Origin of the sequence: Streptomyces sp. 13-12-16 (assembly GCF_002114215.1) — a bacterium.
Classification (GTDB): Bacteria; Actinomycetota; Actinomycetes; order Streptomycetales; family Streptomycetaceae; genus Streptomyces.
Genome location: NZ_NCTE01000169.1, coordinates 1 through 12,154, shown reverse-complemented (window position 1 = coordinate 12,154; position 12,154 = coordinate 1). Strand labels below are relative to the sequence as shown.

At 70.0% G+C, this 12,154-nt stretch carries 17 protein-coding genes and 1 pseudogene; 10 read left to right on the top strand and 8 right to left on the bottom strand.

Annotation, left to right across the window (positions count from 1 at the left end):
* The 4 genes and pseudogenes from B7767_RS46210 to B7767_RS44460 all read left to right on the top strand — a co-directional run.
* Window positions 1-231, top strand: a pseudogene (locus tag B7767_RS46210) (hypothetical protein); the annotation flags it as partial.
* A 133-nt stretch (window positions 232-364) separates the two neighbouring features.
* The gene (locus B7767_RS08025; RefSeq protein ID WP_085571555.1) at window positions 365-949 is read left to right on the top strand and encodes a dihydrofolate reductase family protein; all 585 of its coding nucleotides are present in this window, start codon (window positions 365-367) and stop codon (window positions 947-949) included.
* Between the two features lie 26 nt (window positions 950-975).
* Window positions 976-1,224 (top strand): hypothetical protein, encoded by a 249-nt coding sequence (locus B7767_RS47840; RefSeq protein ID WP_085571554.1) that lies wholly within the window; start codon window positions 976-978, stop codon window positions 1,222-1,224.
* 9 nt (window positions 1,225-1,233) lie between these two features.
* Window positions 1,234-1,494 (top strand): hypothetical protein, encoded by a 261-nt coding sequence (locus tag B7767_RS44460; RefSeq protein WP_143652276.1) that lies wholly within the window; start codon window positions 1,234-1,236, stop codon window positions 1,492-1,494.
* Here the strand turns inward: B7767_RS44460 and B7767_RS08010 are convergent, their stop codons facing one another.
* The 4 genes from B7767_RS08010 to sodN all read right to left on the bottom strand — a co-directional run bounded on the left by B7767_RS08010 (window position 1,495) and on the right by sodN (window position 3,667).
* Window positions 1,495-2,238, bottom strand: a complete 744-nt coding sequence (locus B7767_RS08010; protein WP_085571553.1) for a VOC family protein — start codon at window positions 2,236-2,238, stop codon at window positions 1,495-1,497. It abuts the gene before it with no gap.
* A gap of 25 nt (window positions 2,239-2,263) precedes the next feature.
* The gene (locus tag B7767_RS08005) at window positions 2,264-2,695 is read right to left on the bottom strand and encodes a VOC family protein (RefSeq protein WP_085571552.1); all 432 of its coding nucleotides are present in this window, start codon (window positions 2,693-2,695) and stop codon (window positions 2,264-2,266) included.
* A gap of 9 nt (window positions 2,696-2,704) precedes the next feature.
* Window positions 2,705-3,127: a helix-turn-helix transcriptional regulator gene (locus B7767_RS08000; RefSeq protein WP_085571551.1), complete on the bottom strand. Its 423-nt coding sequence runs from the start codon at window positions 3,125-3,127 to the stop codon at window positions 2,705-2,707.
* A 144-nt stretch (window positions 3,128-3,271) separates the two neighbouring features.
* Window positions 3,272-3,667 carry a superoxide dismutase, Ni gene (gene sodN, locus B7767_RS07995; RefSeq protein ID WP_004983535.1) on the bottom strand — a complete coding sequence of 132 codons (396 nt, stop codon included), beginning with the start codon at window positions 3,665-3,667 and terminating at the stop codon, window positions 3,272-3,274.
* A gap of 146 nt (window positions 3,668-3,813) precedes the next feature.
* On the opposite strand from sodN, the gene sodX reads away from it, so the two are divergent.
* Window positions 3,814-4,248, top strand: coding sequence for a nickel-type superoxide dismutase maturation protease (gene sodX, locus B7767_RS07990; protein ID WP_085571550.1), 435 nt, complete (start codon window positions 3,814-3,816; stop codon window positions 4,246-4,248).
* Here the strand turns inward: sodX and B7767_RS07985 are convergent.
* On the bottom strand, window positions 4,131-4,781 hold the full coding sequence (locus tag B7767_RS07985) for an ABATE domain-containing protein (protein WP_073932419.1): 651 nt from the start codon (window positions 4,779-4,781) through the stop codon (window positions 4,131-4,133). The genes sodX and B7767_RS07985 overlap by 118 nt on opposite strands.
* 100 nt (window positions 4,782-4,881) lie before the next feature.
* On the opposite strand from B7767_RS07985, the gene B7767_RS07980 reads away from it, so the two are divergent.
* Entirely contained in the window at window positions 4,882-5,652 is a 771-nt protein-coding gene (locus B7767_RS07980) for a trans-aconitate 2-methyltransferase (protein WP_085571549.1), read from the top strand.
* 68 nt (window positions 5,653-5,720) lie between these two features.
* Here B7767_RS07980 and B7767_RS07975 read toward each other — a convergent pair whose 3' ends face one another.
* From B7767_RS07975 to B7767_RS07965, 3 genes are read right to left on the bottom strand one after another with little or no spacing between them, the layout of a single operon-like run.
* Entirely contained in the window at window positions 5,721-6,521 is an 801-nt protein-coding gene (locus B7767_RS07975) for an amino acid ABC transporter ATP-binding protein (protein WP_085571548.1), read from the bottom strand.
* Entirely contained in the window at window positions 6,518-7,447 is a 930-nt protein-coding gene (locus tag B7767_RS07970) for an amino acid ABC transporter permease (RefSeq protein ID WP_085571547.1), read from the bottom strand. The genes B7767_RS07975 and B7767_RS07970 overlap by 4 nt, the downstream gene beginning before the upstream one ends.
* Before the next feature lie 28 nt (window positions 7,448-7,475).
* On the bottom strand, window positions 7,476-8,435 hold the full coding sequence (locus B7767_RS07965; RefSeq protein WP_085571546.1) for an ABC transporter substrate-binding protein: 960 nt from the start codon (window positions 8,433-8,435) through the stop codon (window positions 7,476-7,478).
* A 582-nt stretch (window positions 8,436-9,017) separates the two neighbouring features.
* Here B7767_RS07965 and B7767_RS07960 point away from each other — a divergent pair.
* The 4 genes from B7767_RS07960 to B7767_RS49090 all read left to right on the top strand — a co-directional run.
* Window positions 9,018-10,256, top strand: a complete 1,239-nt coding sequence (locus B7767_RS07960; RefSeq protein WP_085571545.1) for an NADP-dependent malic enzyme — start codon at window positions 9,018-9,020, stop codon at window positions 10,254-10,256.
* A 184-nt stretch (window positions 10,257-10,440) separates the two neighbouring features.
* Window positions 10,441-11,406, top strand: a complete 966-nt coding sequence (locus tag B7767_RS07955) for a zinc-binding dehydrogenase (protein WP_085571544.1) — start codon at window positions 10,441-10,443, stop codon at window positions 11,404-11,406.
* Between the two features lie 99 nt (window positions 11,407-11,505).
* Window positions 11,506-11,715 carry an HTH domain-containing protein gene (locus B7767_RS07950; RefSeq protein ID WP_030219802.1) on the top strand — a complete coding sequence of 70 codons (210 nt, stop codon included), beginning with the start codon at window positions 11,506-11,508 and terminating at the stop codon, window positions 11,713-11,715.
* Window positions 11,715-12,154: Clp protease N-terminal domain-containing protein (locus tag B7767_RS49090; protein ID WP_085571543.1), on the top strand; the 440-nt coding region annotated here is incomplete at its 3' end. The genes B7767_RS07950 and B7767_RS49090, both read left to right, overlap by 1 nt.

The following is a 12,154-nucleotide window of genomic DNA, read 5'->3' as shown; positions in this document are numbered from 1 at the left end:
CAGTGGGCGCGGTTGCCGCACGCCCCGCTGCCCGCCGACGCCCACCGCCCCCGCGGAGCGGTCGCCGCCCTGCTCGTCGCGGGTCCGGTCGCGGGAGCGGCGGCCGTCGCCGTCCCCGGCGTGATCGTCACGGTCCCGGCCCTGGTCGTGGGCCTCTTCCTGGTGATCGCCGTACGGCACACCCGTATGGTCCGCCGCGCGGCGGCGAGCCGCGGACACCACAGGTCCTAGGCGTCCGGGCCGCCCACATGCGGAATCCGCCCACCCACTTGCCTCGGATTCGGTAAACCGCCTTGCACCACTACAGCTGAAGTACTACAACTGGAGTTGTTCAAGCGAAGGCAGTCCACGGAAAGAGGCCGCGTTGCGAAAGCTCACCTACTACATCGCCTGCTCCATCGACGGCTTCATCGGGGACCCGGAGGGCGACGCGTCGGCGATGTACCCCTTCGTCGACGAGGAGTTCCTCGGCTTCCTCGTGTCGGAGTACCCGGAGACCATCTCGACCCCCGGCCGTCGGCAGATGAACATCGACGACCTGCCGAACAAGCGGTTCGACACGATCGTCCAGGGCCGGGCCAGCTACGACATCGCCCTGAAGGAGGGCATCACCAGCCCCTACGCCCACCTGCGTGAATACGTCGCCTCCCGCACGCTGGGGGAGTCGCCCGACCCCAACGTCGAGATCATCGCGGACGACCTGGTCGGCCGGGTGCGCGCGCTGAAGGCGGAGGACAGCGCATACGACATCTACCTGTGCGGCGGGGCCAGGATCGCCGGTGAACTGGCCGACGAGATCGACGAGCTGGTCATCAAGACGTACCCCATCGTGCAGGGCTCCGGCATGCCGATGTTCGACTCCGGTTTCGCGATCACGCAGTTCGCGCTGGAGTCGGTGCGCTCGTTCGGCAACGGTGTGCTGGTGCGGACGTACAGCAGGAAGCGCTGAACCCGCTCCGGGCCTACCCTGGGGACATGGACAGCGAACAGCCCGTCTGTCCCGCCTGCGGACAGCCGGTGGAGACGGTGGTCCGGCGCCACAAGACGCTGGGCGCATGGGTCCCGGTGTGGACGCACGGCCCGTGCCGCAACCGGGAGTGCGAGAAGTGCCCGGACCATGAGACCGAAGCCGGCGCGGCGCCTCCGGGATCCGGGAGGACCGTCGCCCCGGAGCCCGTATCGGCACGGAGGAACACCGGAGGCGAGGCCCCCACGGCGCGCTAGCGTTGCGGCATGGAGAGCAGGGGGAACGGACGCCGCCGCGCCTTGTGGCGGTGGGGCGTCGGTGCCTGGACGGCTGCCGTGATCGTCGGCGGAGGGCTGACGCTGTGGCTGCGGGAAGCCGCGGAGCCGCCCCCACCGATCGGCTGGGAGGACGCACGGCCCGGTCCCGCCCCCGGTCTCCCGTCGGACCGGCGGACGCGATGTCCCCCCACCGAGATCCCGCCGGGCGTCGAGGACGGACTGGTGGCCACCGCCTGCCGTCACCACTGACTACTCCGGTCTGCGCCGCACCCCGCCCGTCTCCGGATCGCGGCCCGTGAGGCAGTAGACGCCACCCGCGGGATCCCGCATCACCGTCCAGTGGCCGAACGCGGCCACGAACACGGCCCCGAGCCCCTCGTGCCGCGCCCTGGCCGCCCCGATGTCGGCGCAGGCGAGATCGGGGTGCGCGGAGACGGGGCCTTCCTCCGCCAGGCGCTGGAGCAGGACGCGTACCGGGAGCCCGGCCGGCGGCTTCACCACATGGAACTCGGGCAGCGAACCGGGCACGGATTCCCAATCGGCCAGAAGACCGCTCCAGAAGGCGACTTCGGCCTCGTGGCGGGACGGCGGAACGTCCAGGCACACCTGGTCCAGCCGGCTGCCGTGCACGACGGGCGGCCGCACCGACTCCCCGTGCCAGGGCACCGCGCAGAACAACTGCCCAGCGGGCGACCGCAGTACGGCCCACCCCTCGTGCTCGCCGACCGTCTCCGCGCCCAGCCGCGACGCGTGCGCCACGAACTCCGGTACGTCGTCCACGGAGAAGTCGAGATGGGCTCCGCCCCCGCCCGAGACGACTCCCTGGAGCTTGACGCAGGCGTCGGCGCCGTCCGCCAGCAGGGTCACGAACTCCCCGTCGTCCCCGCGGACTGCGGACAGCCGGGTGCCCGTGACCGCCGTCCAGAACTCGGCGGCCGGACCGGCCCGAAGGGCGGGCCGGTCGATGAAGGCGTACGTCCAGCGGATGCTCATCGCCCGATCGTAGAACGCCGCGCCACTACCCGGGCCCGGGTCGTTCCATGAACCGCAGCATGTTCCCCGCCGGGTCACGGAACGCGCAGTCACGCACCCCGTACGGCTGGTCCACCGGCTCCTGGAGCACGTCCACACCGGCGGCGCGGACACGCTCGAAGAGGGCGTCGCAGTCGGTGGTGGTGAAGTTGACCCCGCGCAGCATGCCCTTGGCCAACAGCTCGGCCATCGCCTGCCTGTCGGCGGGGGAGGCGTCCGGGTTCGCGGCGGGCGGCTCCAGCACGATCTCCACCTCCGGCTGCTCCGGCGAGGCGACCGTCACCCAGCGCATCCCCTCGAAGCCCACGTCGTTGCGGACCTCCAGCCCGAGCACGTCACGGTAGAAGACCAGCGCCTTGTCGTGGTCGTCGACGGCGATGAAGCACTGGGCGAGCCGTACGTCGTTTCCTGTGTCCATGCGTCCACGCTAGAAGGTCTCACTCGGATCGACCCGCGCCCGGCCCCGGACCGGCCGGGTGTACACCCGCGCCACGCACGGCGGAATGACCGCGCTCTCCTCGTGCGACCGGGCCCGGTACGCGCTCGGCGTCTCCCCGACCAGCTCGGTGAACCGCGAGCTGAACGAACCGAGCGAGGTGCAGCCGACCGCGAGGCACACCTCCGTCACCGTGAGATCGCCCCGCCGCAGCAACGCCTTGGCACGCTCGATGCGCCGGGTCATGAGATAGGCGTACGGCGTCTGCCCGTACGCCTCGCGGAAGCTGCGCTGGAAGTGCCCGGCCGACATCAACGCGGTCCGCGCCAGCTCCGGGACGTCGAGCGGCTCGGCGTACTCCCGGTCCATCCGGTCCCGCGCCCGCCGCAGCCGCACCAGATCCTCCAGCTCCATCCGCCCAGCATCCCACGCCCCGCGGCAGCCGTCCCGCACACGCCGAAGGGCCCCGGCCGCACGGAGACGGCACGGGACCCTTCGAGGTGTCCGCGAACCCGAGATGGTGCACCGACCGCCGGCCGCCGCACGGGTCGGACCGGGTCAGGCCTTCTTGGTCTCCCAGAAGATCTTGTCGATCTGGGCGATGTAGTCCAGCGCCTTCTGGCCGGTGGCCGGGTCCGTCGACGCCTTGGCGGCCGAGAGGGCCTTCAGGGTGTCGTTGACCAGCTGGTGCAGCTCCGGGTACTTCTCGAAGTGCGGGGGCTTGAAGTAGTCGCTCCACAGCACGGAGACGTGGTGCTTCGCCAGCTCGGCGCGCTGCTCCTTGATGACCGTGGCACGGGCCTGGAAGTGCGGGTCGTCGTTGCCGGCCATCTTCTCCTGGACGGCCTTCACCGACTCCGCCTCGATGCGGGCCTGGGCCGGGTCGTACACGCCGCAGGGCAGGTCGCAGTGGGCGCTGACCTTGACCTTGGGGGCAAACAGGCGGGAAAGCATGGAGCGTTTCCTTCCTCGTGATCGTCTTCTCACACTGGACATTACTCCGTGCCGGACGGCTTTTCGCGGGTGCCCCCGCGGGCTTAGGACAAAAGTCCGGGGTGAGACTGAGACTGGTGGAGGACGAACCGGGGAGGTGCCGGGAGATGCCGGAGCTGTCGCAGGACGCCGAGCGGGCGAGGGCGCCGCTGCCCTTCGGGGTGGCCGAGGTGACCGGGCCGTCCATGGTGCCCACGCTGCACCACGGGGACCGGCTCCTGGTGCACTACGGCGCCCGGGTCAAACGCGGGGACGTGATCGTGCTGCGGCATCCGTTCCAGCAGGACCTGCTCGTCGTCAAGCGGGCCGCCGAGCGGCGCGACGGCGGCTGGTGGGTGCTCGGGGACAACGCGTTCGCGGGCGGCGACAGCACCGACTACGGGGTGGTGCCCGACGAGCTGGTGCTCGGCCGGGTCCGGTTCCGTTACCGGCCGCGCGGCTCCGAGCGGCGTTCGCCGCTGGCCGTGGTGGGCTGGGCGCTGTCGTCGGCCCGGCCCGTGCTCTCCGGCCGGTCGGCCTCCAGGCGTTTGCGGGCCCGGTAGGCGGCCACGTTGGCGCGGGTGGCGCAGCGGTCGGAGCAGTAGCGGCGGGAGCGGTTGGTGGAGGTGTCAAGGTAGGCGTTGCGGCAGGGCGACGCCTCGCACAGGCCGAGGCGGTCCACGCCGTACTCGGTGAGGTGGAAGGCCAGGCCCATCGCGGCGATGGCGGCGTAGCCGGCGGTGGCGTTGGACGGGTGGTCGGCCAGGTGCATGTGCCACAGCGGGCGGCCGTCGTCGTCGCGGAAGTCGTGGCCGGAGATCTGCGGGCTGACCGGGAACTCCAGCAGCAGTGAGTTCAGCAGGTCGACGGCGAGGGTCTCGTCGCCGCCGTCCGCCGCCTCGAAGACCGAGCGGAGCCTGGCCCGGACCGAGCGGAACCGCGTCACATCGGCGTCGGTGGTGCGCCGGGCGGCCGACTGGTTGGCGCCGAACAGGTCGCGGACGGCCTCGACCGAGGTCAGCGTGTCCTTCCCCCGGGCCGGTTCCTCGGTGTTGACGAGGCGCACGGCGTAATCCGAGTAATAGGCCAGTTCCACTTGTAGTCCTTACGCAGGGGATCTATCGTCAGGAGCGCGGTCTTGTAACAGATGATTCCGCACCCAGGGTATTACGGGACGTATGCGAGGGAGGCGCTCGATGACGGACGCGGACACCACCACGGCCGCCGCCGACTGGCGGGCCTGGCAGGAGAGCTGGGACCGGCAGCAGGAGTGGTACATGCCGGACCGCGAGGAACGCTTCCGGGTCATGCTCGACATGGTGGAGGCCCTCGTCGGCACCGCGCCGCGCGTGCTCGACCTCGCCTGCGGCACGGGCAGCATCACCGCCCGGCTGTTCGACCGGTTCCCGGACGCCACCAGCACCGGCGTCGACCTGGACCCGGCACTGCTCGCCATCGCGGAGGGCACGTTCGAGGGGGACGAGCGGGTCTCCTTCGTGACGGCCGACCTCAAGGACCCCGAGTGGACGGCGAGGCTGCCGTACGACTCCTACGACGCCGTGCTGACCGCGACCGCCCTCCACTGGCTGCACCGGGACCCCCTCGCGGATCTCTACGGGCACATCGCGGGGCTCGTCCGCGACGGCGGTGTCTTCATGAACGCGGACCACATGATCGACGACACGACGCCCCGGATCAACGCGGCCGAGCGCGCCCTGCGCCACGCCCGCATGGACCGGGCCAAGCGGGACGGTGCCCTCGACTGGGCCCAGTGGTGGCAGCTCGCCGCGAAGGACCCGGTCCTCGCCGGACCGACGGCCCGCCGCTTCGAGATCTACGGCGAGCACGCCGACGGTGACATGCCGCCGGCCGCCTGGCACGCGCGCGTGCTGCGCGAGAAGGGGTTCGGCGAGGCGCGGCCGGTGTGGTGCTCGCCGTCGGACACCCTGCTGCTGGCGCTGAAGTAGCCGGAGGGAACGCGAAGGGGCGGTACGGAAGTCCGTACCGCCCCTTCGCCGTGCGCGCTCGTCCGCGGTCAGAGCACCTTGGACAGGAACGACTTGGTGCGGTCGTGCTGCGGGTTCGTCAGCACCTCGCGCGGGTGGCCGGACTCGACGACCACGCCGTCGTCCATGAACACCAGCGAGTCGCCCACCTCCCGGGCGAAGCCCATCTCGTGGGTGACGACGATCATCGTCATGCCGTCCTCGGCGAGGTCGCGCATGACGTCGAGGACCTCGCCGACCAGCTCCGGGTCGAGCGCCGAGGTCGGCTCGTCGAAGAGCATCAGCTTGGGCTGCATCGCCAGCGCGCGGGCGATGGCGACGCGCTGCTGCTGACCGCCGGAGAGCTGGGCGGGGTAGTGGCCCCTGCGGTCGCCGAGGCCGACCCGGTCAAGCAGCCGCTCCGCGCGCTCCCGGGCCACGGCCTTGGTCTCGCGCTTGACCTGGACCGGAGCCTCCATGACGTTCTCCAGCGCCGTCATGTGGGGGAAGAGGTTGAAGCGCTGGAACACCATGCCGATGTCCCGTCGCTGCGCCGCGACCTCCTTCTCCTTGAGCTCGTAGAGCTTGTCGCCCTTCTGCCGGTAGCCGACCAGCTCGCCGTCGACGGACAGCCGGCCGGCGCTGATCTTCTCCAGGTGGTTGATGCACCGCAGGAACGTGGACTTGCCGGAGCCGGACGGGCCGATCAGGCAGAACACCTCCCGCGCGTTCACCTCCAGGTCGATGCCCTTGAGGATGTGCGCGAGGCCGAAGGACTTGTGCACGCCCTCCGCCCTGACCATCGGGTGACCGCTCGGGACGCTCACCACGTCCTTGTCGATCTTGCTCATCGGGTCACCTCCGGGCGGCCGAAGGAGTTGAACAGGCGGAGGTTCTTCTTCAGGCGCTGCAGCGGCGTCGGCGGCAGATTACGCGTCGAGCCACGGGCGTAGCGGCGCTCCAGGTAGTACTGGCCGACGCTGAAGACGCTGGTGAGGGCCAGGTACCAGATGGACGCCACGAAGTACATCTCGACCACCGCCAGCGAGGTGCTGGAGACGTCGGTGGACCGCTTGATGAGTTCGTTGAACTGCACCGCGTAGGCGAGCGACGAGGTCTTCAGCATGTTGATGAACTCGTTGCCCGTCGGCGGCACGATCACCCGCATCGCCTGGGGGAGCACCACCCGGCGCAGCGTCTTGGACTGGGTCATGCCCAGCGCGTGGGACGCCTCCGTCTGTCCCTCGTCGACGGACTGGATGCCCGCGCGGACGATCTCGGACATGTACGCGGCCTCGTTGAGGCCGAGGCCCAGCAGTGCCGCCAGGAACGGCGTCATCACCTGGTTCATCTCGTCCTTGTAGAACCCCAGGTTGAGAACGGGGAACACCAGCGCGATGTTGTACCAGATGAGCAGCTGGACCAGGACCGGCGTGCCCCGGAAGAACCAGACGTAGAAGTAGGCCACCGTGCTGGTGACCGGGTTCGACGACATCCGCATGACCGCGAGGATCACGCCCAGGACGAGGCCGAGCGCCATGGCGAGCACGGAGATGTACAGCGTGTGCCAGGCGCCGGACAGGATCGTGCCGTCCGTGAGGTAGTCGGGGATGATGCCGTAGTTGATGTTCGCGTTGGAGAAGGCGATCCCGATCAGCACCAGGATGGCGATGACCACCGCGCCGGCCACCCAGCGGCCGTAGTGGCGCACCGGGATCGCCTTGATCTGCTCCGGCGGCACCGATGACGCCGGAACCTTGTCAACCGTGTCTGTCACAGTGACTGCCCTTCAGTGTCGCCGAGGTTCAGGAACCGCCGTTGACCTTCGCCTCGGTCACCGCACCGTCCGTGACGTTCCACTTCTCCAGGATCTTGGTGTACTCGCCGTTCTCGATGATGGCGTTCATGGCCGCCTGGATGGCGTCCCGGAGCTGGGTGTCCTCCTTGCTCACACCGATGCCGTACGGACCGGCCTCGATCTGCTCGCCGACGACCTCGAAGTCCTTGCCGCCGCCCGAGGTCTTCGCGTTGTAGGCCGCGACCGGGAAGTCGTTCAGGTCGGCGACGGACGCGCCCTGCTTCAGACGCAGCAGCGCCTCGGGGTCGGTGTCGTAGGTCTGGAGCTTGATGGCCGGCTTGCCGTCGTCGGTGCACTTCTTGTTCTGCGCGTTCGCGATGCCCTCGGAGGTGGTGCCGCGCTGCAGCGCCACCACCTGGCCGCACAGGTCGTCCAGGGACTTGATGCCCTTGGGGTTGCCCTTCTGGACGAGGATCGACGTACCGGCGGTGAAGTAGTCGACGAAGTCGATGCCGTCGCCGGCCTTCTTGCCGGTGTCCGAGTCGATGCCGTTCTGGCGGTCCTTGGTGTCGTTCATCGCGGACATGATCACGTTGAAGCGGTCGGACTGCAGACCGACGATGAGCTGGTCGAACTTGCCGTTCTGGAAGTCGAACTCCACCCCGAGCTGCTTGCCCAGGGCCTCCGCGATGTCGGGGTCGATGCCGACGGCCTTGCCGTCCTTCATGAACTCGACCGGCGGGTACGCGATGTCCGAGCCCACCTTGATGACCCCCGCCTTGCGGATGTCGGCCGGGAGCTTGTCGGCGAGCGGCGCGTTGGACGAGTCGGCGGTGCCGCTGTCGCTGCTCTTGTCCGTCTGGTCACCGCAGCCGGTGAGAATCAGTGCGCCTGCGACCGCGATCGCGCCGACCGCTGCAAGACGGGAACGCGCGGCGGTGGTACGACGGGTGGTGCTTGCGGTCATGGTGGGTTCCTCCGGCGGATGGGTGGAGATGCCGATGGGGGGCCACTGCCGATGGGTACCGACAGCGCCGCAGGTCGACGAGAACACACGTCTTCGAGTGTCGCGACCTCGTGCGATTACGGCATCTTGCCATTCGGTCTGAGCCATTCAGGGGACCCGCGATGTCAAAATCGGATAACGGGTGACACCCGAACCGCACCACTCCGGGACATCTGACCGGACAGTCTGCGGGAATCGGCCGTTCCAGCCGGAGAATCTTCGGTTCATTCCAGGATGTGGACGCGTCGGCCACGGTTTTTGTCGTGATTGTGGGCTTGCTCGTAGACCGTCCCGACCTTGTCCTGATATGGAGCGACAATTCAGAGCGGCGGCATGTGACCTTCGCGTTATGGACTCGTCGCCGACGGCGTCCGTCCGGTAAGAAGGTTCTTTACACCCCTCATCCGGGGCTCAGGGCGCGTGTGCGGCGCGCCCGTCGTGTTCGGCCCGTACGCATCAACCCTCCGGGCCTTGCGCGGTCCCGCCCACCCCTCACCAGGAGTGGCAACCCTCAAACCATGAACACTTAAGGGGTAAAACCAAGTGGCAGCGGAGATTGTCAATCCTCGCAGCGACAGCGAAAGCCGGAACGGTCGTACGGAGCAGGGCAACGGGGCCGAGCCCCTTGACTCCTTCGACCCGGCGTTCGCGCTGCACCGCGGCGGCAAGATGGCCGTGCAGGCCACCGTGCCGATCCGTGACAAGGACGATCTGTCCCTGGCTTACACGCCCGGCGTCGCGAAGGTGTGCAGCGCGATCGCCGAGCAGCCGGACCTCGTCCACGACTACACGTGGAAGTCGCAGGTCGTCGCCGTCGTGACGGACGGTACGGCCGTGCTGGGACTCGGTGACATCGGGCCCGAGGCCTCCCTCCCGGTGATGGAGGGCAAGGCCATCCTCTTCAAGCAGTTCGGCGGTGTGGACGCGGTCCCGATCGCCCTGGACTGCACCGACGTGGACGAGATCGTCGAGACCGTGGTCCGGCTCGCCCCGTCCTTCGGCGGGGTGAACCTGGAGGACATCTCCGCGCCCCGCTGCTTCGAGATCGAGAAGCGGCTGCAGGAGCGGCTGGACATCCCGGTCTTCCACGACGACCAGCACGGCACGGCGGTCGTGTCGCTGGCGGCGCTGCGGAACGCGGCGCGGCTGAGCGGGCGGACGCTCGGTGAGCTGCGGGCCGTGATCTCGGGCGCGGGCGCCGCGGGTGTCGCGATCGCCAAGATGCTGATCGAGGCCGGCATCGGCGACGTCGCCGTGGCCGACCGCAAGGGTGTCGTGTCGCGGGACCGCGAGGACCTCACGCCGATCAAGGCGGAGCTGGCGTCGTTCACCAACAAGGCCGGCCTCTCCGGATCGCTGGAGTCGGCGCTGGCCGGCGCCGACGTCTTCATCGGCGTCTCCGGCGGCACGGTGCCCGAGCCGGCGGTGGCGTCGATGGCCGAGGGCGCGTTCGTCTTCGCCATGGCCAACCCCGACCCGGAGGTGCACCCGGAGGTCGCGCACAAGTACGCGGCCGTCGTGGCCACCGGGCGGTCGGACTTCCCGAACCAGATCAACAACGTGCTGGCGTTCCCCGGCATCTTCGCGGGGGCGCTGCAGGTGCGGGCCTCCCGGATCACCGAGGGGATGAAGCTGGCGGCGGCCGAGGCGCTGGCCTCGGTGGTCGGTGACGACCTCGCCGCCGACTACGTCATCCCGTCCCCGTTCGACGAGCGGGTCGCCCCCGCGGTGACGGCGGCGGTGGCCGCGGCCGCCCGGGCCGAGGGTGTCGCCCGCCGCTGAGGCGCGCGGATCACAGGTTGGCCCCGTCCCGGGTGGGCGGGGCCGATTTTCTGTTTCCCTGTGCCGATTTTCCGTGCCGGGGGCTTGGGCCGCCCGGGTGGCGCATCCCGCCGTGTGGCAAGAGGGCGTGTCTCACAGCGGGGCCTGGTTCCTTCGGCGGGGCGGGGAACCTATCGTCAAGGTCATGTTCGCCGTCTACGCCGCCCGAATCGACCGTGACCAGCCGCTCGCGGGTCTGGAGGCGGGAGAGCGTCCCGCTCCCGAGTCCCGGCCCGGCTGGAGCACCGTCACGGTCAAGGCCGCCTCCCTCAACCACCATGACCTCTGGTCCCTGCGGGGCGTGGGCCTCGCGGAGGACAAGCTGCCGATGATCCTCGGCTGCGACGCCGCCGGCGTCGACGAGGACGGCAACGAGGTCGTCCTGCACTCGGTGATCGGACAGAGCGGCCACGGGGTGGGTCCCCGCGAGCCCCGGTCCATCCTGACCGAGCGCTACCAGGGCACGTTCGCCGAGCAGGTCGCCGTGCCCACCTGGAACGTCCTGCCCAAGCCGAAGGAGCTCTCCTTCGAGGAGGCCGCCTGTCTGCCGACCGCCTGGCTGACCGCGTACCGGATGCTGTTCACCAACGCCGGGGTGCGGCCCGGGGATTCCGTACTGGTGCAGGGGGCCGGCGGTGGTGTCGCCACCGCCGCGATCGTGCTCGGCAAGGCCGCGGGGCTGCGGGTCTTCGCCACCAGCCGGGACGAGGCCAAGCGGAAGCGGGCGCTGGAACTCGGGGCCGTGGAGGCCCTGGAGAGCGGGGCGCGGCTGCCGCAGCGGGTCGACGCGGTGATCGAGACCGTGGGGGCGGCCACCTGGTCCCACTCGGTGAAGTCGCTGCGGCCCGGCGGCACGTTGGTCATCTCCGGCGCCACCAGCGGTGACCGGCCCTCGCACGCCGAGCTGACCCGGATCTTCTTCCTGGAGCTCAAGGTCGTCGGGTCGACCATGGGCACCAAGGACGAACTGGAGGACCTCCTCTCCTTCTGCGCCGCCACGGGGGTGCGTCCCGTCATCGACGAGGTGCTGCCCATGGACCGGGCGCGGGAGGGCTTCGAACGGATGGACTCAGGCGGGCAGTTCGGCAAGATCGTGCTCACGAATCCCTGAGGACGAGGTTCGTCCCGACGGCCGGTCCGGGTCTCCGGGCCGGCCGTCGGCATGTCAACTGGGGTTGACAGTGGGGAGGTGTCAACGTACGTTGACATCATGACTGAGGCAACCGACCTCGCCGAGCGGGCGGGCGATCGCGACCCACGGGTCGGCCTGCGGGCCGTCGCCGCCCTGCGCCGGCTGCTGGAGCAACTGGAGACCGTGCAGGTGCGCAACGCGCGCCATCAGGGCTGGTCGTGGCAGGAGATCGCCACCGAACTCGGAGTCAGCAGGCAGGCCGTGCACAAGAAGTACGGGAGGCATTGATGTTCGAGCGGTTCACGAAGGACGCCCGTGACGTGGTGAAGGGGGCGGTCGGGCACGCGGAGGAGGCGGGGGCCGAGCGGGTCGGTGCCGAGCATCTGCTGCTGGCCCTGCTCGACCGGGAGGGAAGCAGGGCCTCGTTCGTGCTGGCCGCCCTCGGCGCCGGTGAGCGGCGGGAGTCGGTGCGGGCGGCGCTGGGGGAGGCCCGGCGGCGGGCCGGGCTGACGCAGGCCGAGACCGACGCCCTCGCCGGGCTCGGCATCGACGTGCCGGGGATCGTGGCCCGGGTGGAGGAGGTGCACGGGGCCGGGGCGATGTCCGGCGACCGGAAGGCCGGGGGCCGGAGGTCGGGGCACCGGCCCTTCGACCGTGCGGCCAAGGACGTCCTCACGGGCGCCCTGCGCGCCGCCACCGCCCTGCGCGACCGCCGTATCGGGGACGA